General features: G+C 63.3%; 19 protein-coding genes. 15 read left to right on the top strand and 4 right to left on the bottom strand.

The features are described 5' to 3' along the window. Positions 1–126 precede the first annotated feature (126 nt). The 9 genes from E0H22_RS16780 (at position 127) to E0H22_RS16740 (ending at position 8,924) form a co-directional block, all read left to right on the top strand. Entirely contained in the window at positions 127–1,539 is a 1,413-nt protein-coding gene (locus tag E0H22_RS16780; RefSeq protein ID WP_233022142.1) for a DegQ family serine endoprotease, read from the top strand. Next, positions 1,536–2,867, top strand: coding sequence for a replication-associated recombination protein A (locus tag E0H22_RS16775; RefSeq protein WP_233022141.1), 1,332 nt, complete (start codon positions 1,536–1,538; stop codon positions 2,865–2,867). Before E0H22_RS16780 ends, E0H22_RS16775 begins: the two co-directional genes overlap by 4 nt. Positions 2,868–2,911: 44 nt before the next feature. Further along, positions 2,912–3,526, top strand: a complete 615-nt coding sequence (locus tag E0H22_RS16770) for a hypothetical protein (protein ID WP_233022140.1) — start codon at positions 2,912–2,914, stop codon at positions 3,524–3,526. Between the two features lie 109 nt (positions 3,527–3,635). Next, a complete protein-coding gene (locus E0H22_RS16765; protein WP_233022139.1) occupies positions 3,636–5,114 on the top strand; it encodes an RluA family pseudouridine synthase in 1,479 nt (492 codons plus the stop codon). Between the two features lie 4 nt (positions 5,115–5,118). Then, a complete protein-coding gene (bluB, locus tag E0H22_RS16760; RefSeq protein WP_233022138.1) occupies positions 5,119–5,751 on the top strand; it encodes a 5,6-dimethylbenzimidazole synthase in 633 nt (210 codons plus the stop codon). A gap of 37 nt (positions 5,752–5,788) precedes the next feature. Further along, positions 5,789–6,103, top strand: coding sequence for a hypothetical protein (locus E0H22_RS16755; RefSeq protein WP_347340797.1), 315 nt, complete (start codon positions 5,789–5,791; stop codon positions 6,101–6,103). Positions 6,104–6,166: 63 nt separating this feature from the next. After that, a complete protein-coding gene (locus E0H22_RS16750; protein WP_233022137.1) occupies positions 6,167–6,952 on the top strand; it encodes an ATP12 family chaperone protein in 786 nt (261 codons plus the stop codon). Positions 6,953–7,005: 53 nt separating this feature from the next. Beyond that, positions 7,006–8,661 (top strand): flagellar hook-length control protein FliK, encoded by a 1,656-nt coding sequence (gene fliK, locus E0H22_RS16745; protein WP_233022136.1) that lies wholly within the window; start codon positions 7,006–7,008, stop codon positions 8,659–8,661. Beyond that, on the top strand, positions 8,658–8,924 hold the full coding sequence (locus E0H22_RS16740) for an EscU/YscU/HrcU family type III secretion system export apparatus switch protein (RefSeq protein ID WP_233022135.1): 267 nt from the start codon (positions 8,658–8,660) through the stop codon (positions 8,922–8,924). The genes fliK and E0H22_RS16740 overlap by 4 nt, the downstream gene beginning before the upstream one ends. Here the strand turns inward: E0H22_RS16740 and E0H22_RS16735 are convergent. Continuing rightward, positions 8,921–9,382: a DUF4260 domain-containing protein gene (locus E0H22_RS16735; RefSeq protein ID WP_233022134.1), complete on the bottom strand. Its 462-nt coding sequence runs from the start codon at positions 9,380–9,382 to the stop codon at positions 8,921–8,923. The two genes, E0H22_RS16740 and E0H22_RS16735, sit on opposite strands and share 4 nt — an antisense overlap. 175 nt (positions 9,383–9,557) lie before the next feature. Between E0H22_RS16735 and E0H22_RS16730 the strand changes: the two genes are divergently transcribed. Both E0H22_RS16730 and E0H22_RS16725 read left to right on the top strand, forming a co-directional pair. Next, positions 9,558–11,090, top strand: a complete 1,533-nt coding sequence (locus E0H22_RS16730; protein WP_233022133.1) for an acyl-CoA carboxylase subunit beta — start codon at positions 9,558–9,560, stop codon at positions 11,088–11,090. 852 nt (positions 11,091–11,942) lie between these two features. Continuing rightward, entirely contained in the window at positions 11,943–12,575 is a 633-nt protein-coding gene (locus E0H22_RS16725) for a trimeric intracellular cation channel family protein (RefSeq protein ID WP_233022132.1), read from the top strand. A gap of 98 nt (positions 12,576–12,673) precedes the next feature. Here E0H22_RS16725 and E0H22_RS16720 read toward each other — a convergent pair whose 3' ends face one another. Further along, positions 12,674–13,681: an alpha/beta fold hydrolase gene (locus E0H22_RS16720; RefSeq protein ID WP_233022131.1), complete on the bottom strand. Its 1,008-nt coding sequence runs from the start codon at positions 13,679–13,681 to the stop codon at positions 12,674–12,676. Between the two features lie 157 nt (positions 13,682–13,838). Next, the gene (locus E0H22_RS16715) at positions 13,839–14,303 is read right to left on the bottom strand and encodes a hypothetical protein (RefSeq protein WP_233022130.1); all 465 of its coding nucleotides are present in this window, start codon (positions 14,301–14,303) and stop codon (positions 13,839–13,841) included. 176 nt (positions 14,304–14,479) lie between these two features. Here E0H22_RS16715 and E0H22_RS16710 point away from each other — a divergent pair, with 176 nt between their 5' ends. Beyond that, complete coding sequence (locus E0H22_RS16710; RefSeq protein WP_233022129.1) at positions 14,480–15,187, top strand: formyltransferase family protein; 708 nt, start codon at positions 14,480–14,482, stop codon at positions 15,185–15,187. A 9-nt stretch (positions 15,188–15,196) separates the two neighbouring features. Here the strand turns inward: E0H22_RS16710 and E0H22_RS16705 are convergent, their stop codons facing one another. Continuing rightward, positions 15,197–15,430, bottom strand: a complete 234-nt coding sequence (locus E0H22_RS16705; RefSeq protein ID WP_233022128.1) for a hypothetical protein — start codon at positions 15,428–15,430, stop codon at positions 15,197–15,199. Between the two features lie 177 nt (positions 15,431–15,607). On the opposite strand from E0H22_RS16705, the gene E0H22_RS16700 reads away from it, so the two are divergent. The 3 genes from E0H22_RS16700 (at position 15,608) to E0H22_RS16690 (ending at position 21,248) form a co-directional block, all read left to right on the top strand. Further along, a complete protein-coding gene (locus tag E0H22_RS16700) occupies positions 15,608–17,086 on the top strand; it encodes an RAD55 family ATPase (protein ID WP_233022127.1) in 1,479 nt (492 codons plus the stop codon). A 2-nt stretch (positions 17,087–17,088) separates the two neighbouring features. Beyond that, positions 17,089–17,448, top strand: coding sequence for a response regulator (locus E0H22_RS16695; RefSeq protein WP_233022126.1), 360 nt, complete (start codon positions 17,089–17,091; stop codon positions 17,446–17,448). A gap of 311 nt (positions 17,449–17,759) precedes the next feature. Beyond that, positions 17,760–21,248 carry an indolepyruvate ferredoxin oxidoreductase family protein gene (locus E0H22_RS16690; protein WP_233022125.1) on the top strand — a complete coding sequence of 1,163 codons (3,489 nt, stop codon included), beginning with the start codon at positions 17,760–17,762 and terminating at the stop codon, positions 21,246–21,248. Positions 21,249–21,343: the final 95 nt, after the last annotated feature.

Here is a 21,343-nt window from a genome sequence, read left to right as displayed (position 1 = left end):
GGCTGCCGGTTCCCACAGATATCGGCGAGGCCGGACCCTCTGGCGTGCATCGCCGGTCGGCTCCTGCCCTTCTATTGCCCCGCTGGCGGGCCTATATTCCCGACGATTTCTGCCAAAGAGGCCCCGATGATTCCATTCTTTCGCCGTGCTGCGACCGTTTCGGTTTTTTGCGCCATTGTCCTTTCTGCCGGTCTGAGCCCGGTCTCGGCGCAAACCCGGCAGGTGCCGTCTTCGGCTGCCGAACTGAAGCTGTCCTATGCGCCGATCGTGCAACGGGTGCAGCCGGCGGTCGTCAATGTCTATGCGGCCAAGACGGTGCAGAACCGCAATCCGCTGCTCGACGATCCTCTGTTCCGGCGCTTCTTTGGTGGTCAGGGCATGCAACCGGAGCAGATGCAGCGCTCGCTCGGCTCGGGTGTGATGGTCGATGCATCCGGTCTCGTGGTCACCAACAATCACGTCATCGAAGGGGCCGATCAGGTCAAGGTCTCGCTCGCCGACAAACGTGAGTTCGAAGCCGAGATCGTGCTGAAGGACAGTCGCACCGATCTGGCGGTACTCCGTATCAAGGACAGCAAGGAGAAATTCGCGACGCTCGATTTCGCGAACTCCGATGATTTGCTCGTCGGCGACGTCGTGCTTGCCATCGGCAATCCGTTCGGCGTCGGCCAGACCGTGACCCACGGCATCATTTCGGCACTGGCGCGTACCCAGGTCGGCATCACCGACTATCAGTTCTTCATCCAGACCGACGCGGCGATCAATCCCGGCAATTCCGGCGGCGCGTTGGTGGACATGGCCGGCAAGCTGGTCGGTGTGAACACGGCGATCTTCTCGCGCTCGGGCGGATCGCAGGGCATCGGCTTTGCCATTCCGGCCAATATGGTTCGCGTCGTCGTCGCCTCGGCAAAGAGCGGCGGCACGGCCGTGAAGCGTCCATGGCTCGGCGCGCGCTTGCAGAATGTGACCCCGGATATCGCCGAGACGCTGGGCCTCAAGACCCCGTCGGGCGCATTGGTCGTCAATGTGACGTCGAACAGTCCCGCGGCGAAGGCGGGCCTGAAGGTTTCCGATCTCGTCACCGCCATCGACGCCCAGCCGATCGACGACCCCAACGCGTTCGAATATCGTTTCGCGACGCGCCCGCTCGGCGGCACCACGCAGCTCGATGTGCAGCGTGGCGGCAAGCCGGTGAAGCTCACCGTCGCGCTCGAGGCGGCGCCCGACACCGGCCGCGATGAAATCGTTCTGAAGGGGCGCTCGCCTTTCCAGGGCGCAAAGGTCGCCAACATCTCGCCCGCGCTGGCAGACGAGCTGCGGCTGGATGCCGGTGTCGAGGGCGTTGTGATCACCGATCTCACCGATACGGCGACGGCAGCGAATGTCGGCTTTCAGAAAGGCGACCTCATTCTCGCGGTCAACGGTGTCAAGATCGTCAAGACCAGCGACCTCGAAAAGGTCACGCGCGATGGCGCACGGCTGTGGCGCATCGTCGTCGTGCGCGGTGGCCAGCAGATCAACGTCACGCTCGGCGGATGAGTCCCAAGCAACCATCGGCCAATCTGTTCGCCGCAGCCGGTCTCGAGCGGGATGCGCCGCGTCCGCTGCCGGAACGGTTGCGGCCGCGCGTGCTCGCCGATGTCGTCGGGCAGGATCACATTCTCGGTCCGGACGGCGCGCTGACGCGTATGCTGGAAACGCGCACACTCGGCTCGCTTATCTTCTGGGGGCCGCCCGGCACAGGCAAGACCACGGTGGCGCGGCTGCTTGCGGATGCAACGGAACTGCAGTTCGAGCAGATTTCCGCCGTGTTCTCCGGCGTCGCGGATTTGAAAAAGGTGTTCGATGCCGCGCGTGCCCGCCGCCAGATCGGCAAGGGCACGCTGCTGTTCGTCGACGAGGTGCATCGTTTCAACAAGGCGCAGCAGGACTCGTTTCTGCCCGTCATGGAAGATGGCACTGTCGTGCTCGTCGGCGCTACCACTGAGAACCCGTCTTTCGAGCTTAATGCGGCGCTTCTCTCGCGTGCGCGCGTCCTCGTGTTTCAATCGCATGATGCCGAGGCGATCGAAAAGCTGTTCGCCAACGCTGAGAAGATCGAAGGCCGCAAGCTGCCGCTCGATGCGGAAGCGCGCGCCGTGCTGATACGCATGGCCGATGGCGATGGACGCGCCGCGTTGACGCTGGCCGAAGAGGTCTGGCGCGCGGCGCGAGCCGACGAAGTTTTCAATGCCGCGCAGCTTCAGGACATCCTGCAGCGCCGCGCGCCGATCTACGACAAGTCGGCGGACGGGCATTACAATCTGATTTCGGCATTGCACAAATCCGTGCGCGGCAGCGATCCGGATGCGGCGCTGTACTATCTCGCACGCATGCTCGACGCGGGTGAAGACCCGCTGTTCCTTGCGCGTCGTGTCGTGCGCATGGCCGTCGAAGATATCGGACTCGCCGATCCGCAGGCGCTGGTCATCTGCAATGCCGCCAAGGACGCCTATGATTTCCTTGGTCACCCCGAAGGCGAGCTCGCCATCGCGCAGGCGGTGATCTACATAGCGACCGCGCCGAAATCGAATGCTGCCTACATGGCCTACAAGGCCGCGATGCGAACGGCGAAGGAGGCCGGCTCCCTGCTGCCGCCAAAACACATCCTGAATTCGCCGACCAAGCTGATGAAGTCCGAAGGCTACGGCGAAGGATATCAATACGACCATGACACGCCTGAGGCCTTTTCCGGTCAGGACTATTTCCCGGAAGCCTTGGGGCGCCAGACCTTCTATGATCCGCCCGAGCGCGGTTTCGAACGCGAGATTCGCAAGCGGCTGGATTACTGGGCGAAGCTGCGCGCCGCCAAAAGGACAGAAGCGTAGAGTATGTTACGGCGCAAATGCGCCCGTCAGTTGGACAAGGTCTGATGTCGATTGTTACATCTCAATCGCTGCGCGCCGCCGTTATCGGTGCAACGTGTTGCCTGATCGCCCAGGTGGCTTCGGCTCAGCAGGCGGCGCCGGTGCAGTACTGGGTACCTAACGGGCCGTTTGGTCTCGGCGGCTGGTCCGATGCCGGCATCACGAGCTACCGCAATTTCCCTGGTTTCGATGCCGGGGCTGCGTATGACGGCGACTGGAAGTCCAATTTTCGGACCGGTGCATATGTGCGCAGCGAGGCCGCGAGTTTTGATCGCATGGGCCTCGGCTGGGCTGGCGCCTCCAGCGATTTCGGCGGGCTCACCGCTCAGAGCACGCTGGCAGGCTACGCGTTCAAGGGCGCCGGAGATCTGCCGGTCACCGTCTTTGCCGGCTTCGACACCCTGAACTACCGCCCGGGCATCGGCACCGCGCTGGCGCCATTCAGTTCCGATACCAGCATCGCGGCCGGATACAGGGCGCGCGCAGGCATCGCGTTTCAGCCGATTCCGAATCTCACTTTGTCGCTCGAGGGCAGCTTCACCCAACATCAATTGGACGATGGCTCTCCGACGCAGCGCCTGCTGTCCGGCCAGTCCCCGTATGGTGGTTTTCGCCGCTGACGCCGGCAAATCCGGCGGGCGGAACCTGAAGGTTTGTACGAACGGGCGATTTGACCGTGACCCCGGTCGGTAGATGCGCTACGGACGGACTTTCCCCCTGGAGTTACAGATGAGCCGTCGCGATACGAAATCCCCCGCCAAACGCGGCACCGGAGGCGGTGGCCGTTCGGGACGCGCCAAACCGGGCGCCACGATGGCCAAGGCGGCGGCGAAGAAGGCGGCCAAGGGGCCTGCCAGAACGCCTCCGAAGGGCGCCATGGCGAAGGGCGAACGCTTCCGGACCGAGCGCGGCGATACGGAACGACCCACCAGTGCACGCCCGCCGCGCGCACGTGTGGCTGAGCGGGGCGAGCGCTTTGAACGGTCTGAGCGACCGGAGCGGTTTGAGCGTTCTGAGCGCCCGGAACGTTTCGAACGATCTGAGCGCCCGCAACGCTTTGAGCGATCCGAACGCCCGGAACGGAGCGAGCGGTCATCCGCTGCACGCACCGGAAGCAAGGCGCCGACGCGCTTCGCAGGCGGTCCGTCGCGTTCACGAAAGCCCGAACCCGTGGTCGAGAAGCCTGCCAAGGCAAAGGCCGAGCCTGCCTCGATGCCGACCGGCGTGCAGACCGTGACTGTCACGCCCGACGAGAACGACATGCGTGTCGATCGCTTCCTCGAAGCGCGGTTTCCCGGCCTGTCATTCTCTCATATCCAGCGCATCGTCCGTAAGGGGGAGCTGCGTGTGAACGGCAAGCGCGCCGACAGCAAGGATCGTCTCAAGACCGGCCAGACTGTCCGCATTCCGCCGCTCAAGCTCGATGCGCCGAAGGTCGGCGGGGTTCTCTCAGAAGCCGCGCAAAAAACGCTCGACGCGCTCAAGGAGATGACGATCTACGAAGATCCCGACGTGCTGGTGCTGAACAAGCCGGCCGGCCTTGCCGTGCAGGGCGGTTCGGGCATGACGCGCCACGTGGACATGATGCTGGAGGTGATGCGCGACTCCAAGGGACAGAAGCCGCGCCTCGTTCACCGTCTCGACAGGGAAACGTCGGGCTGTTTGCTGATTGCCAAGACGCGCTTCGCCGCGTCCTTCCTCACCGGCGCTTTTCGTGAGCGTTCGGCGCGAAAGATGTATTGGGCACTGGTGGCGGGAGTGCCGAAACCGAAGCAGGGACGTATCTCGACCTATCTCGCCAAGGAAGAGAATGAGGAAGATACGATCATGCGCGTCGCCAAACATGGCGACGAGGGCGCGAGCCACGCGGTCACGTATTATGCGGTGGTCGAAACGTCCGGCCAGAAGCTTTCCTGGGTGTCGCTGAAGCCAGTGACCGGACGGACCCATCAACTCCGTGCGCACATGGCGCATATTGGCCACGCTATCGTCGGCGATCCCAAATATTTCAATATCGAGAACTGGCAGTTGCCCGGCGGTCTGCAGAACCGCCTGCATCTGCTCGCACGTCGTATCGTCATCCCGCATCCGCGTGGCGGGGTGATCGATGCGACCGCGCCGCTGCCGCCGCATATGCTGCAATCATGGAATCTCCTCGCGCTCGATCACGATCGGTTCGACCCGATCGAAAACGCGCCGGAAGACTAGGGCATTGCCGGCCTTCGACGATCAGTTTCGCGCCCACTTGCACGACCTTTTTGCGTGGCGCCGCGACGTCCGGCGGTTTCGCAGCGAGCCGTTGCCCGAGGGCGCGTTGGAGCGGCTGATCGAAACGGCATGTCTGGCACCATCGGTGGGGCTCAGCCAACCATGGCGCTTTGTCATCGTCGATGATCCCGTGCGGCGCCAGGCCGTGCAGAAAAACTTTTCGACCTGCAATGCCGAAGCACTGGGTGCCTATCACGGCGAACGCGCGCAGCTCTATGCGCGGCTGAAGCTTGCGGGTCTGCGTGAAGCGCCGGGACATCTCGCGGTGTTCGCGGATCGCGGTACCGAGGTCGGGCACGGGGTCGGGCGACGCACCATGCCGGAGATGGCCGAGTATTCGGTGGTGACCGCGGTGACCACCATGTGGCTGGCAGCGCGGGCGGAAGGCATCGGCATGGGCTGGGTGTCGATCCTCGATCCCGCTGCCGTTGCCGAAGCGCTCGACGTTCCCCGCGACTGGCGGCTGATCGGCTATTTCTGCATCGGCTATCCCGAGACCGAGGACGACCGCCCCGAGCTAGAGCGCGAGGGCTGGGAGCACCGGCGCGTTGCAACGGATCACATCCTGCGGCGTTGATTCAGACCCCCTTGAGCGCGCTGGAGACCGTGACGATATGAACCGCATGTTTCGACTACATACATGTTTGGCCCTGATTGCGCTCCTGACGCTGGGCGCTGCGCCTGTGTTCGCGCAGCTGCTCCCGCCCGGCAGCAGCGCGCTGACGGTGCCGCCGCCACCCGCGCCGCCGCCGCCGAAGATCGAGGTGCCCGTCGTGCCGAAGATGGACGATCTGCCGCGGCAAAATTACGTGCCGCAGTCGCGGCCATCCTTCAGCGACCGCATCACAACCTGCCTGCAGGATGGTGCAGCCGCAGGGCTCGGTCCGAATGATCGGGCGGCGTATTCACGGGCCTGCGCCAATCGCTGACGGTCTCGCGCATCGCGTCGGCATCGCGTAAACTACGGCCCGGTAACTGGATCGAGATGACCGATGCGTGAATTGTTCGACGACGTCTATGGCAAGCCCGGCTTCACCGTGCAGGAATCGCGGGAGAAGACCGCGGGCGCGGCGCGTCGCAAGCGTTTCTATACCAAGGTCGGTGTCAGCGCGGGCGATGACGGTCATGCCATCACGCTCGACGACAAGACAGTGCGCACGCCGTCGCGCAATGCGCTCGCTGTGCCGTCGCGCGCAATCGCTGACGCGATGGCTGCGGAATGGAATGCGCAGCAGGACTTCATCGATCCCTTGAGCATGCCGGTGACACGGCTGGCCAACAGCGTGCTCGATGCGATCTCGACCGAAGAGCAGGTCGCATCGGTGCGCGACGACATCGCAAAATATTTCGGCTCGGATCTGCTGTTCTACCGCGCGTCGCATCCGGATGGGCTGATCGCGCGTGAGGCGGCTGCGTGGGACCCGGTGTTGTTCTGGGCAGCCCAAGAGCTTGGTGCGCACTTCATTCTCGCCGAAGGTGTGATGCATGTCAGCCAGCCGGAGCAGGCGCTCGCTGCCGCGCGTGCTGCGCTCCCGAGCGATCCATGGCGGGTCGCCGCGCTGCATATGGTGACCACGATCACCGGCTCGGCCCTGCTTGCGCTGGCCCTTCTGCGCGGCCGGCTCACCGCCGATGAAGTCTGGGCCGCGGCCTTCGTGGACGAAGACTGGAACGCGGAGAAATGGGGCCTCGACGAGGAAGCCGCGGCACGTCGAGCCGCCCGTAAGGTCGATTTCGAGGGCGCTGTCGCCGTTCTGCGGGCGCTGGGCACCGCTTAATCGGAAGTTAACGCCGCTTAACCTAGGTTGCTGCACCAGACTCGGGTGCAGCCATGTCGGTTACCGTCAATGCGATTCCGTCCCTCGTCGCCGCGCAAGGCGTGGCGCGCGATATCGCATTTCAGCCTGGCAGCGTGGTTGCCGCGCGGGTGCTCGAAGTCTCGTCCGGCAACCAGGCGCGCATCTCCATCGCCGGTCAGGCCATCGATGTGCAGACCCAGGTGCCCCTACAGGCTGGACAGACATTGCAGCTTGCGGTGTCGCAGACCGCCGATGGACTGCGCCTCGCGGTGCTGCCGCAGCAGGTGGCTGCGAATGGCGCCGGATTGGCATCGACAGCCGATCTTTCTGCTACGCTGATGACGACGCTGGCGGCGTCCAAGGCGCAATTGACTGCGCCTGAGGCCGTGGCCGTCTCGCAGGCCGCATTGGGGGCCGTCACCAAACAGGCGAGTCTCTCGACGCTGTTCGCCAATCTCGGCGCAGCGGCATCACTGGAGAATCTGCCGCCCAAATTGCAGCAGGCGATTGCGCAGGTGTTGGCACAGCGACCCTCCCTCGATACGCAACTCGCAGGTGGCGGGTTGAAGACGGCGTTTCAGAATTCCGGACTGTTTCTCGAAGCATCGCTTGCGAAGGGCGCTCCGGCCTCGGGTGCAATGCCGGACATGAAGGCGGCATTGGTTGTACTCAAACAGGCGCTGACGATGGCGCTAAGCCCCGATACAGGTGTCAAGTCCGCTACATTGACGCAGACCACGCCACAGACTGCCCCGGCGCAACCGCAGACCGCGGCGGTGCCGATGACGGCCGCTGCGCAAGCGCAGGCCGCCGCAGCCACGCTGGTGCCGGCGATGCTGCCGAAGGCTGCCGTGAAGGGCGATACCGCGCAGTCGCCGACATCGCCGCCGCCCGACGAAGCTGTCGAGGTCGATATCCGTCCGCAAGTCGTGGCGGCCACCGCAAAGCCGGCAAGTGCGATGGCGAGCGGTGGCATGCAGCAATCCGGAGTCAAAATCTCGGATATCATCGCAAAGCTCCTGCCTGACGAGAGCGCGTTGCTACAGGCATCGGCTGCGAAAGGGCAACCGGGTGCGCCTTACGTCGATGCGCAGCCGCCGCGTTCGCAAGTGCCGCCACCGCCATTGCGCGGCGGATTGCCGACGCCTCAACCGGTGATGCAGCCGACGCTCGCACCGAATGCGCCGCTGGGCGAGACGGTCCATCATTTGCTCGCCGACACCGAGGCTGCCATTGCCCGGCAGACCCTGCATCAGGTCGCGTCACTGCCCGAACGTGCCGATGCGGCGGTGGCGCAGCGCATGGATCAGGGCACGCCGCGCTGGAGTTTTGAAATCCCTTTCGCCACGCCGCACGGCACGGCTGTTGCGCAGTTCGAGATTTCGCGCGACGGCGGCCAGGGCAGCGAGGCGGAGGCTGCCAAAAAAGTCTGGTGCGCGCGCTTCTCGCTCGATGTCGAGCCCACAGGTCCCATTCATGCGGTGGTGTCGCTGACGGGCGAGAAGACCTCCGTCCGCATGTGGGCGGAGCGGCCATCGACGGCGAAACAATTGCAGGCGGAGGCCGGGCAACTGAGCCAGGCGTTGATCCGCGCCAAGCTTCAGCCCGGCGATATCGTCGTGCGCGAGGGCGCTCCGCAGCCGGCCGCGCCTGCTTCGGCCGGTCATTTCCTGGACATGGCGCTATGACCGTGCAGCCCAAACGCGCGCTCGCCGTCGCGCTCCACTACGACAAGACCGGTGCACCGCGCGTCACTGCCAAGGGGCGCGGCGCCATCGGCGAGAAGATCATCGAAGTCGCCAAGGCGCACGACATTCCGATCGAGGAGAACGAGGTGCTGGCCGGTGCGCTCTCCAATATCGAGCTGGGCGACGAGATCCCGGAAGAACTTTATAAAGCGGTGGCCGAGGTGTTGGTCTTCGTGCTCCGGCTGTCGGGGCGCGGTCGCTAGGCCGTCTTGATCGGATCGCCGGTTGCCGGATCGGTTGGGGAGGGCGTTGCAGCCGCCGCATCCTTGCCGATGCGGCCGAGATGGGTGAAGCGGAAGCCGGCTTCGTATTTCAGGCCATAGCCGAGCATCCGGTCGAAGCCGATATGGGCGAGCCAGATCATGGCGAGCGACCCCGGCAGAGGCTCGGCCGTCAGGAGACCGAACAATACCAGCAGCAACGGTCCGATGGTGGCGTGGGTTGCGTTGTAAACCCCGGCACCGATACGCGGACCGGCCAGATAGGCCAGAAACGCAAGATCCGGCACGAAGAAGGCCAGCGCATAGTGCAGCCAGGGCGCACCGGAAATCCAGTAGAACAGCGTCATGCCGACAAAGAGAGTGACGCCCTCCCAGCGCAGCAAGTCCCGCACGCCGCCTGTGGCAGCACCGCTGTTTTCATCGATCGTGACATTCGCCATGCCGGCCTCCCTGACTGATCCCGATATAGGCAGGTTTGGCGGCGTTGCCATGCATTTTCAAAGGTTTCCAGTCATGCGGATGGGCGTTTCCACGGCCGAAAACCGCATGCTAGAACGACCCCCAAACCCCGCCGCAAGGGCGGGCGAAAACACGTGAATTGACGGGCTGGAGCACATGAAAGAGATCCTGGATACCCTCGAAGCGCGCCGTGCCGGTGCCAAGCTCGGTGGCGGCGAAAAGCGTATCGAGGCGCAGCACAAGCGCGGCAAGCTGACCGCCCGCGAGCGCATCGAGCTTCTGCTGGACAAGGGATCCTTCGAGGAATTCGACATGTTCGTCGAACACCGCTCCGTGGAATTTGGCATGGAGAAGACCAAGGTGCCCGGCGACGGCGTCGTCACCGGCTGGGGCACCGTCAATGGCCGCAAGATCTTCGTCTTCGCCAAGGATTTTACGGTGTTCGGCGGCTCGCTGTCCGAAACCCATGCGCTGAAGATCACCAAGATTCAGGACATGGCGATGAAGGCGCGGGCGCCGATCATTGGCCTCTACGACGCCGGTGGCGCGCGCATCCAGGAAGGCGTCGCGGCGCTCGCGGGCTATTCCTACGTCTTCCGCCGCAATGTGCAGGCCTCGGGCGTGATCCCGCAGATTTCCGTCATCATGGGGCCTTGCGCCGGTGGCGACGTCTATTCGCCCGCCATGACCGACTTCATCTTCATGGTGAAGAACACCAGCTACATGTTCGTCACCGGTCCCGACGTGGTGAAGACCGTCACCAACGAGGTGGTCACCGCCGAAGAACTCGGCGGCGCCAGCGTGCATGCGACGAAATCCTCGATCGCCGACGGAGCCTTCGAGAACGATGTCGAGACGCTGCTGCAGATGCGGCGGCTGATCGACTTCCTGCCGTCGAACAACACCGCAGGCGTGCCGGAATGGCCGAGCTTCGACGATATCGAACGCACCGACGACTCGCTCGATACGCTGATCCCCGATAATCCGAACAAGCCCTACGACATCAAGGAACTGATCCTGAAAGTCGTGGACGAGGGCGACTTCTTCGAACTCGCTGATACGTTTGCGAAGAACATCGTCACCGGCTTCGGCCGCATCGCCGGCAAAACCGTAGGCTTCGTTGCCAACCAGCCGATGGTGCTGGCCGGCGTGCTCGACAGCGATGCCTCCCGCAAGGCGGCGCGCTTCGTGCGCTTCTGCGATGCCTTCAATATCCCGATCGTCACCTTCGTCGACGTGCCGGGCTTCCTGCCGGGCACCGCGCAGGAATACGGCGGTCTCATCAAGCACGGCGCAAAACTGCTGTTCGCCTACAGCCAGTGCACCGTGCCGCTGGTTACGATCATCACCCGCAAGGCCTATGGCGGTGCGTTCGACGTGATGGCGTCGAAGGAAATCGGCGCCGATCTGAACTATGCCTGGCCGACCGCCCAGATCGCCGTGATGGGCGCCAAGGGCGCAGTGGAAATCATCTTCCGCCAGGACATCGGCGATGCCGAGAAGATCGCCGCGCGCACCAAGGAATACGAAGACCGCTTCCTGTCGCCGTTCGTCGCAGCCGAGCGTGGCTATATCGACGACGTGATCATGCCGCACTCCACCCGCAAGCGCATCGCCCGCGCGCTGGCGATGCTGAAGGACAAGCATGTCGAAGTGCCGATGAAGAAGCACGACAATATGCCGTTGTAAGGAACGGAGGGCGGATGAGCCAACGGGTCGCGCGAAGCGCGTCCAATAATAAACTCCGCGTCATCCGCCGTGGAGTCTCCACCATGAACTCGGCCGGCGGATGACGGCTTCGCCTCATCCGCCCTACGGTTGATCACGCGCCGATGGATCGGCGTCTTGTCCACCATGTCAAACAGCCACGTCCGGAAAATTCTTGCGCGCACGCGCCGTCCTTGTCGCGTTCGCGGCGCGAGGTGGGCTTGCCTGGTTTCCCCCTCGAGAGGTGAGGGGGATGACGCGCCGAAAGACGCAAGTCGGGTAGTCCTCGCGATGTGCCTTGGCTGAAACGTCAGCCTCGACCCACCGCGCAACGCCTCTCGGCGCGTCATCACGGGATTTTTGGCTGGAGGACCGCTCTGTCGCACACCGGCACGTCCCTTACTCCTTGCCGCAGCAAGTTTCCGAGCCGCTTATCCCGACGGATTTCTCCGCCGTTCGCCTGTGCCGTCGCAGCCGACCTATCGGCTCCCCCTCGTATTGGGGAGGGACGGTGACCCCCGGCCTCCCGAGTCCTGCTTGCGAGGCAAGGCCGCGGGCACCGTATCCTGCTCCACCGCTCAAGACGCCCTCGAGAAGCGCCCCTCGTGAACAGGACGGGGAGAGGTATATTATCCTTTAGGAATTATGTCAAGAGGGTGAGCGAAGCTTCGCCGCAAGTGCCGCTTCGCAGAGCCGGGACCGTTGCGAACTCCGGCGTTTGGAACGGTCCCGGCTCTGCGGAGCAGCGCAAAGCGCGCTGCACCGCGTCCGGGACACATTTCAATCAAAGCATGAAATGCTTTAGACAGCAGTGTCCTCGAACGCTGCTGATTCATGCCCCATACCGAAGCCCTGCTGTTTCCCCTTGCAATGATTGCGCTGGTTGCCGAAGCGATGACGGCGGCGCTCGCGGCCGGCCGCCGCAAGATGGACTGGCTCGGCGTCGCCATGCTCGGCTGTGTCACCGCTCTCGGCGGCGGTTCGGTGCGCGACGTGCTGCTCGGGCACTATCCGCTGTGGTGGGTGAAGAGCCCGTATCTGTTGCTGCTCACCGGTGGCGCGGCGCTCGCGACCATCGGGCTTGCGCAGTTCGTGCATCGCTTCCACGGCATCTTCCTGGTGCTCGACGCCATCGGCCTCGTGGTGTTCACCATCATGGGCTGCAATGTCGCCATGAGCATGGATCAGCCGTTCCTCATTGTGGTCGTGGCGGGAATGATCACCGGCTGCGTCGGCGGCGTGATCCGCGACGTGCTTTGCAACGACGTGCCGCTGCTGTTTCGCGCCGAGCTCTATGCCAGTGTCTCCATCGTCACCGGGCTGCTCTATATCGGCGGCATCAAATACGGTCTCAGCCCCGACGTGGTGATCGCCGCGGCCGTTGTGGTCGGCTTCGTGTTCCGCCTGCTTGCGATCCGGTTGAAATGGGAAATGCCGAAATTCGTGTTCGAGCGCGACGATCATTGATGCACAAACCGAACCCGCCGGGGAGGCGGGGTTCGTGTATCATCCGGTAACGGCCGGAACGGATGCTGTGTCGAAATCAACGTGAAGCCGCGAGGGTGTCACGGCTTCGTGGCGAGGAAGCCCAGCATCAGCTCGTCGAATTTGGCGGGAGCGTCCAGGAAAACCAGATGCCCGGCATTGGGCAGCACTTCCGCCTTCGCATTCGGCATCTTCGCGGCCAGTGCCTTCGCCAGATCGGCGTTCTGTCCCATTTTCGGCCGCAATGCTTCCGGTGCATTGGGTTTGCCTGGCGCGTTGTGATCGTCGGCGCCCATGATGAACAGCGTCGGCAGACCGATCAGCGGAATCTCATGCGCCACCGGCTCCCGATAGATCATCTGCGCCGAGCTGACGAAGGCGCGCAGCCAGCGCGGATAATCGGATGAGCCCTTGATGTTGAAGCGGGCGTCGATGAACGGCGTCACCTGCTCGGGCGGAAGCTTGAGCGCATAATTCGTCTCGAGCTGCTTGCGATAACCTTCGGCCGTGAGCTTGTCCTCGGTCTCGACGATCTTTTCGGTCGGCGTCGGCGGCACATAGAGGCGATAGTCCTCGAGGCCGATGGGCGCGGCCAGCACCAGATGATCGATGCGGTCGGGATAGGCACGGGCGATGCGGACGCTCAACATGCCGCCGAGCGAATGGGCGACGACATCGAATTTGGCGATGCCGAGATGATCCATCAGGGTGATGGTGTTGCGGGCGAGGGTGTCGAAGTGCAATTCGCCGGACGGTTTCGAGGATTTGCCGAAGCCGATCTGATCCGGCACCACGACGCGGTAGCCGGCATCGGTCAGCGTACGGATCACCGGCGCCCAATAGCTCGATGGAAAATTGCGGCCGTGCAGCAGGACCACCGTACGGCCGTTAGGTTTTTGCGACGGCACATCCATATAGGCCATGCGCAGCTGCTCGCCGTCGTTTGTCAGCGGCAGCATCTGGACGGGGTAGGGATACTGGAAGCCTTCGAGGCCGATGCCATAAGGTTCGCGCTCCGCCGCATAGCTCGCATCGTTCGGTGCAAGGGATAAAACGGCGAGCGATGCGAGAAGCAGCAGGGGTTTCATGAACGGGTCCTGTTTGGCGACGAGGGTCCCGGTCTCGGCGAAGTGGCGTTCGAAGTAAAATCACATCGACATCACGATTTGCCGATCTGCGGAATACAGGCGCGGCAAAGCGGCGGACGCGAACGGTGGCCGCTGCCTTGCCTGCCCATGCGCAGCGTTATTTCGCTGCGCCGCCCTTGGAGCTATCGACCTCGGTCCCGGTCGGGCCGGATTGCGGTCCCTGCGAGCGAGCCGGCGCGGAGCCGGTCGTCACACCCTGGTTCTCTTTGGTCGGCGTCACGTCGCGAACACCCGGCGCCACCGGCGGCCTGGTGTTGGAGTCGGCGATATTGTTAGTCGGAGCGGGCGCCTTCGCTGCGTTATCCTGCGTGGCCGGCGTCGATTGCGAGGCCGTTTTCGCTGCCTCGTTCGGATTCATCGAATTGTTGTTCAAGCCGTAGAAGACGATGCCCAGCAACACCAGCACGGCAGCGCCGTAAGCGAGCACCCGTCCGCCGGAGGCACGGCCTTCCTGCAATTCCGGATCAGCCTGCAACTCGCTGTCGAGGCGGGCGTTGTCACGTGGATCTTCATGGATTTGTCCGGTGTGCCGGGGATCGGTCGGATCATGCAAATTTGCCATGTCGATTCCTCCTTTTGCAGCGAGGACAACCGCTCGGAACGGCGCATGTTCCGGCGGTCGGCCACGATGTCAGCGCTGTTGCGTCGCACTCCTTCGCAGCGGCGCGGTACGATCATCAGTTGTTAAGACCTGACTGCGAATCTTCGGGAACTCCGATTCGCAGACTGGCGCCTGACATGTTCGATACTCTCATTCTTCTCTCAGGCCCTGCCGAACATTCAGTCTTTGCCACACTCCTTCGTAGCTACAATCCATCGCTGAACGTGCTGCCGGTGTTCACCGCTGCAGATCTCGCTGCGATCGAAGCAGAATGGCTACCCGGCGCGCGACTGGTTTCTTTCGCGGGGAGCGTGAAAGTGCCGGCTGCAGTCGTGGCTCAGCTGGGTTATGGCGCCTACAATTTTCATCCGGGCTCGCCGCACTATCCCGGCGACGCGCCGGTGCAAGACGCGATCGATGACGGGGCGCCCGATTTCGGATGCACGCTGCATCGCGTGACCGAGCGCGCCGAGACTGGACCGATCGTCGAGGTCGATGTGTTCGCTGTTCCGTCGGGCGCCAGCGTCGGTCAACTGGAAGAGATGACCTATGCAGCGCTGGTGCAAATGTTCTGGCGCCTGGCGCGTCCTTTGGCGAGCCATCCTGCGCCGCTGATCGAACGTGCCGTGCGCTGGAACGACGTGCGTGGTTCTCGTTCCGAGAATCGGGAAGTCCGCAGAAGCGCTCCGGTGATGTCGCGTGGTTCCGCGGTTCGGCGGATCGACAGGCCGCTGACGGATCATTTCGGAATCGTGCCGTCGATGGTCCCGCACGGGCGGCAGCTTCGGCTCGTCTCATCCGACCTCGCGGCCGACGTGTCCGATCCCGCCACTGTCGAGGCCTGACGGCTTTTATCACTTGTCAGAGATGGTCTGCAGGCCGTTGTTCGCCGGCAGTTCGGTCGCGTGGCCTGTGAATGCGTAGAGCAAGACACTCAGCACGATCAGCAGGGCAATCCCGATGATGGCCTTGCCTGGCTTGTGCCGATGCTCTTCCCCGCAGCGCGGATGATATTTCTCCGGATGCGGCGCCGCTGTGCGGTTCGCAAAGCCGGCAGGCTCCATCTGGACATTGGAAAGCTGGGTCATTCCATCCTCCTCTCCGGGTGCCGTAATTCCAATGGCCGATCCCGCCGGATGTTCCGGTTGCAGGGGGAGTGAGTTGCTCTCTCCTCAAACATTTCTGCAAAAGCGTTGGAACCGATTGCATCCGTCCGCGTTTTAGCATCTCACCGTTTTCGGTGAGAACTCAGGGGCAGTGACGGGATGAGTGCTGATAACGGCCGGGTCGCGACCGGCATTGCCGGTCTGGATACGATTCTGGGTGGGGGTGTTTTCGACGGCGGAATCTACATCATTCAGGGCGCACCCGGCGCCGGAAAGACGATTCTCGGCAACCAGATCTGCTTCGCGCAGGCGGCTCAGGGCCGTAGCGCGCTGTACATTACGCTGCTTGCAGAAAGCCATGCCCGCATGATCGGGCATATGCGGCGCATGAAGTTCTTCGACGAAAATGCGATTCCGGACCGGATGTCCTATGTCGGGGCCTTCAAGACGCTGGAGGATGGCGGGCTGCGTGGACTGCTCGACGTCGTCCGCCGCGAGGTCCGGACGCGAAATGCCAGCTTCCTCGTGCTCGACGGCCTGATCACGGTGCATGAGAAGGCGCGGACTGAACTCGAGCTGAAGAAGTTCATCCATGAGTTGCAGACGCAGGCGGGATTCAGCAATTGCACCATGTTCCTGCTCACCAGCGCCTTCGACGCCGATGCGCATCCGCCTGAGCACACGATGGTGGACGGGCTGATCGAACTGCAGTCCTCGCTGCATGGCCGGCGGGCCGAGCGTTCGATCCAGGTCCACAAGCTGCGCGGTGGCTGGTTCATGGGCGGCAAGCACGCCTATCGGATCACCGATGCCGGCCATGCGATCTATCCTCGCATCGAGGCGCTGCTGGAGACGCCGAGTGTCTGGGACAGCGCTGACGGGCCGATCGTTCCGATCGGAATTCCCGGCCTCGACAAGATGTTCGGTGGCGGGATCGATACGCATTCGGTGACGGTGGTGCTGGGGCCGTCCGGCTCCGGTAAGACCACGGCGGGCTTGCAGTTCCTCACTGGCGGCCCCGCAGGCGAGCCGGCGCTGTTTTTCGGCTTCCATGAAAATCCCATGGCGCTGCGGGTGAAGGCGAAGAGCCTCAAGGTCGCGCTTTCAGATCATATCAGCCTGATGTGGCGTCCGCAGACGGAAGCCGTGCTCGACGAGGTCGCCACCGAACTGCTCGGGAACATCCGTGAGAACGGCGTGCGCCGTCTAGTGATCGACGGCATCGAGGGGTTCTCGAAACTGACCGACGAAAAGCACCGCATGGGCTCTTTTTTGTCAGCGCTGTGCAACGAGTTGCGCGCCCTCGGTGTTACCACACTGGCAACGGCCGAGACCGATCACGCGGGCATGACTCCCGGGCAACCGCTCAAGGGCGTCAATCAGACCGGTCTCTCCGCGGTGGCCGAGAACATCATCGCGCTGCATCTTGCAGCGCTGCGTTCGGAAAATCATCGTCTGATGACGATCCTCAAGTCGCGCGACCGCCGGACAGACATGCGGATGCGCCGTTTTGAAATCCACGAGAGCGGCATCGTGCTGGACGACAACTATGAAAGAGCCGAACGCATCCTTCGCGATATCTCCAGTCAGGGGCCGCAGCCGACGCCGGCGGCAGACCTCAAATTGACCGGAGACTAGAGGTGCGTACGGTCCTGATTGTCGAGGACGAATGGGCGATCGCCGACTGGCTCGAAGTTCTGTTGAGCGAGAGCGCTTTCAATGTGCTGGTCGCAGGCAACGGCCGCGAGGCACTCGACATCCTGCATCGCGAGACACCTGACCTCGTACTCACGGATTTCATGATGCCGTTCATCGACGGGGCGGGGCTGATCGCGGCCATGCGCCAGGATGAGCGGCTGAGGCAGATCCCGGTCGTGGTGATGACCTCGCTGCTCGAGAACGTCGTCCGCGATCGCGCCGGGCGTTTCCGGGCCTATTTGCGCAAGCCGTTCCGCGAGGCCGATCTCATCAAGGTCATCGGCGAGATTTTTCCGGAATAGAATTGCCGATGGGTTTCGCTCCGGCGCGATGGCGGCTCTGCTCTTCCCATCCTACGCGGATGCTCTTGCTGCAGTGCACAGTCCGCGCCATCTCGTTTCGCCGCAGCCATCCTGCGCGACATAACGTGACGGGTAAATAGCTCCTTCACATCATGAAGTTGCGTTTTTGGATGGCGGTCGTGCGCTCCGCACATTTGTGGTGCGCCCGGTTTTCAATTCAACGTAGACTATTTCTAAGGGAGTCGAACGACCCCACATAAAACTGCGCGAGCACGCCTGCCGGAACGATGCGGGCGACGAATGAGGGTGGAATGGGAATCAATCAAGGCCCGATCAGTCTCGATCAGAAATACACCCAAGGCTCCGGTCATATCTTCCTCACCGGCATCCAGGCGCTGGTCCGGCTGCCCATGGCGCAGGTCCGCAGGGACCGTGCGGCGGGGCTCAATACCTCGGCTTTCGTCACCGGCTATCGTGGCTCGCCGCTCGGCGGCTACGACCAGCAACTGATGGCTGCGCGAAAACATCTCGACCAGTACGGCATCAAGTTTCAGCCCGGCGTGAACGAGGATCTCGCCGCCACCGCGATCTGGGGCACGCAGCAGCTCAATCTCTCGCCCGGCGCCAGTTATGACGGCATCACCGGCATCTGGTACGGCAAGGGCCCCGGTGTCGATCGCTGCGGCGACGTGTTCCGCCATGGCAATGCGGCGGGCTCCGCCAAACATGGCGGCGTTCTCTGTCTTGCCGGCGACGATCACGGCGCGAAATCATCGACGGTGCCGCATCAGTCCGACCACGCCTTCATCTCGGCGCTGATGCCCTATCTCTATCCGTCGTCGATCCACGAGATCATCGACATGGGCCTCTTGGGCATCGCCATGTCGCGCTATTCCGGCTGCTGGGTCGGCATGAAGGTGATCACCGAGACGGTGGAGACCACCGCGGAGATTAACCTCAACGATGAGATGACGCCTTTCAAGATTCCGACGGATTTCGAGATGCCGCCCGGTGGTCTCAATCTGCGCTGGCCCGACGACCGTTATGCGCAGGACCGCCGCCTGCAGGACTACAAGGGCTTTGCTGCGATCGCCTTTGCGCGCGCCAACAATATCAACCGCGTCACCATCGATAGCCCGAATGCGCGCTTCGGCATCATGGCCTCGGGCAAGAGCTACGAGGACGTGCGGCAGGCGCTACGCGAGCTGGGGATCACCGAACAGGTCGCCGCGAAGATCGGGCTGCGGCTGTACAAGATCGGCATGCCGTGGCCGCTGGAGCCGGAAGGCGTGCGCAAATTCGCGGTGGGTCTCGAGGAGATTTTCATCGTCGAGGAACGCCGCGAGATCGTCGAGAACCAGGTCAAGCAGGAGCTGTTCAACTGGCGTGACGACGTGCGTCCGCGCATCGTCGGCAAGATGGACTCCCATGACCAGCGCTTCCTGCCTTTCGCGGAGGAGCTGAGTGTCGCCAAGCTGGCGACCTCGATGGTCGATCGGCTGTTGGCGATGGAGATCGATCCCGAGATCGCCGCATTGCTGCGCGCCAAGGCGGACTGGTTTCACGGCCGCGAAGCCTCGCAGGTGCAGAACGTCGTGCCGATCACGCGCACGCCGTACTTCTGCTCGGGCTGCCCGCACAATACGTCGACCAAGGTGCCGGAAGGCTCGCGCGCCATGGCCGGCATCGGCTGTCACTTCATGTCGTTGTGGATGGACCGCTCGACCGAGACCTTCACCCATATGGGCGGCGAGGGCGTGCCGTGGACCGGTATCGCGCCCTTCACCAAGGAAAAGCATATCTTCGCCAATCTCGGCGACGGCACTTACTTCCACTCCGGTTCGCTGGCGATCCGGCAGTCGATCGCCTCGAAGGCGAACATCACCTACAAGATCCTCTATAACGACGCCGTCGCCATGACTGGAGGCCAGAAGCATGACGGCGAACTCTCGCCGCAGCAGATCACCTTCCAGCTGCACTCCGAAGGCATCCGCGCGATCTATCTCGTGTCGGAGAATCCGGACGCCTATCCGGCGAGCAGCATCGCGCCCGGCACCAGGCTCGCGCATCGCGACGAGCTCGATCGCGTGATGAAGGAATGCCGCGAGATCGCGGGCTGCTCGGCCATCGTCTTCGTGCAGACCTGCGCCGCCGAGAAGCGTCGCCGCCGCAAGAAGGGTATTCTGGAAGACCCGCAGCGCCGCGTGATCATCAATCCCGCGGTCTGCGAAGGCTGCGGCGACTGTTCGGTGCAGTCGAACTGCATCTCGGTGGAGCCGCTGGAAACCGAACTCGGCCGCAAGCGCACCATCAATCAGTCGAGCTGCAACAAGGATTATTCCTGCCTCAAGGGCTTTTGCCCGTCCTTCGTCACGGTCGATGGCGGCAAGCTGAAGCGCAAGGCGCCGGTGGAGCTCGGCAATATCGGCGAAATCCCTGAACCGGCCTCACGGCCGACGCTGGACCGTCCCTACAACATCGCGGTGGGCGGCGTCGGCGGCACCGGCGTGCTGACGATCGGCGCGCTGCTCGGCATGGCCGCGCATATCGAGGGCAAGGCCTCGATGATCCTCGACATGTCCGGCCTCGCGCAGAAGGGTGGCGCGGTGCTCAGCCATGTGCGGCTGTCGAATGACACCGCGGAGGTGACATGCTCGCGCATCGTCACCGGGACGGCGGACCTCCTGATCGCGGCCGATGAGGTGGTGGCCATCGCCAAGGAAACCATCTCGCTCTGCGAGGGCGAGCGCACCACCGGCATCGTCAACACGCATCTCATTCCGATCGCCGATTTCGTTCGCAATCGCGATTTCAATTTCCAGCGCGGCCGCGTCAATGACGTGCTGTCGATGGCGCTGCGCAAGACATCGACGTTCCTCGATTTCACCAAGGCCGCGGAAGGTCTGCTCGGCGACAGCATCGCCACCAATATGATGATGATGGGCTATGCTTATCAGCAAGGCCTGCTGCCGGTGCAGCGCGCCTCCATCGAACAGGCGATCGAACTCAATGGCGTCTCGATCAAGATGAACATGCTGGCCTTCCAGCTCGGGCGTCTGGCCGCCGCCGATCCGGAGCGCCTGGCATCGATGCTCAAGGGCAGCGATGGGGTCACTGCGCCGAAGACGCAGGACGAGATGACGCTGGACGAGATCATCGCCCATCGCACCGCCATGCTGACCGACTATCAGAACGTGAAGCTCGCCGAGCGTTATCGCGCCACGGTGGACCGTGTCCGCAACGCGGCCTCGCATGGTGGCTATGACGACGCGCTACCGCGCGCGGTGGCGATCAACTACGCAAAACTGCTCGCATACAAGGACGAATACGAAGTGGCGCGGCTCTATACCGACGGCCGCTTCGAGAAGCAGCTCCGCGAGCAGTTCGAGGGCGATTTCAAGATCAACTTCAATCTCGCGCCGCCGATCCTGCCCGGCGTCGATGCCTCGGGTCGACCGAAGAAGCGTGCCTTCGGCGCATGGATGATGCCGTTGTTCAAGCTGCTGGCAAGCGCACGCGGCCTTCGCGGCACGGCGCTCGATGTGTTCGGCTACAGCGCCGACCGCAAGATGGAGCGCGATCTGATCGCCGGCTACGAGAAGGATATCGCGACGGTGCTGGGTCTGCTGTCGCCGGCGAATGTCGAGATCGCGGTGGAGCTGCTGTCGCTCCCCGATACGATCCGCGGCTATGGCCCGGTGAAGGAAGCTGCAGTGGAGGCCGCGCAGACGCGTTATGCAGCGCTAGCAAAGGATCTGGTCAACCCGCCGCCGGTGCCCCGGCAGATCGCGGCGGAGTAACTTTGCCGTAGGGCGGATGAGGCGAAGCCGTAATCCGCCGGCCGAGTGCATAGCTGAAACTCCGCGGCGGATTACGCTTCGCTCATCCGCCCTAC

This window comes from Rhodopseudomonas boonkerdii, from assembly GCF_021184025.1.
GTDB lineage: Bacteria > Pseudomonadota > Alphaproteobacteria > Rhizobiales > Xanthobacteraceae > Tardiphaga > Tardiphaga boonkerdii.
The sequence above is the reverse complement of the archived record's forward strand: the minus strand, read 5'-3'. Positions and strand labels throughout refer to the sequence as shown.

Coding starts and splice junctions, on each gene's coding strand:
- E0H22_RS16780 (WP_233022142.1), top strand. CDS start 127: ATGATTCCATTCTTTCGCCGTGCTGCGACCGTTTCGGTTTTTTGCGCC.
- E0H22_RS16775 (WP_233022141.1), top strand. CDS start 1,536: ATGAGTCCCAAGCAACCATCGGCCAATCTGTTCGCCGCAGCCGGTCTC.
- E0H22_RS16770 (WP_233022140.1), top strand. CDS start 2,912: ATGTCGATTGTTACATCTCAATCGCTGCGCGCCGCCGTTATCGGTGCA.
- E0H22_RS16765 (WP_233022139.1), top strand. CDS start 3,636: ATGAGCCGTCGCGATACGAAATCCCCCGCCAAACGCGGCACCGGAGGC.
- E0H22_RS16755 (WP_347340797.1), top strand. CDS start 5,789: ATGAACCGCATGTTTCGACTACATACATGTTTGGCCCTGATTGCGCTC.
- E0H22_RS16750 (WP_233022137.1), top strand. CDS start 6,167: ATGCGTGAATTGTTCGACGACGTCTATGGCAAGCCCGGCTTCACCGTG.
- fliK (WP_233022136.1), top strand. CDS start 7,006: ATGTCGGTTACCGTCAATGCGATTCCGTCCCTCGTCGCCGCGCAAGGC.
- E0H22_RS16740 (WP_233022135.1), top strand. CDS start 8,658: ATGACCGTGCAGCCCAAACGCGCGCTCGCCGTCGCGCTCCACTACGAC.
- E0H22_RS16735 (WP_233022134.1), bottom strand. CDS start 9,382: ATGGCGAATGTCACGATCGATGAAAACAGCGGTGCTGCCACAGGCGGC.
- E0H22_RS16730 (WP_233022133.1), top strand. CDS start 9,558: ATGAAAGAGATCCTGGATACCCTCGAAGCGCGCCGTGCCGGTGCCAAG.
- E0H22_RS16725 (WP_233022132.1), top strand. CDS start 11,943: ATGCCCCATACCGAAGCCCTGCTGTTTCCCCTTGCAATGATTGCGCTG.
- E0H22_RS16720 (WP_233022131.1), bottom strand. CDS start 13,681: ATGAAACCCCTGCTGCTTCTCGCATCGCTCGCCGTTTTATCCCTTGCA.
- E0H22_RS16715 (WP_233022130.1), bottom strand. CDS start 14,303: ATGGCAAATTTGCATGATCCGACCGATCCCCGGCACACCGGACAAATC.
- E0H22_RS16710 (WP_233022129.1), top strand. CDS start 14,480: ATGTTCGATACTCTCATTCTTCTCTCAGGCCCTGCCGAACATTCAGTC.
- E0H22_RS16705 (WP_233022128.1), bottom strand. CDS start 15,430: ATGACCCAGCTTTCCAATGTCCAGATGGAGCCTGCCGGCTTTGCGAAC.
- E0H22_RS16700 (WP_233022127.1), top strand. CDS start 15,608: ATGAGTGCTGATAACGGCCGGGTCGCGACCGGCATTGCCGGTCTGGAT.
- E0H22_RS16690 (WP_233022125.1), top strand. CDS start 17,760: ATGGGAATCAATCAAGGCCCGATCAGTCTCGATCAGAAATACACCCAA.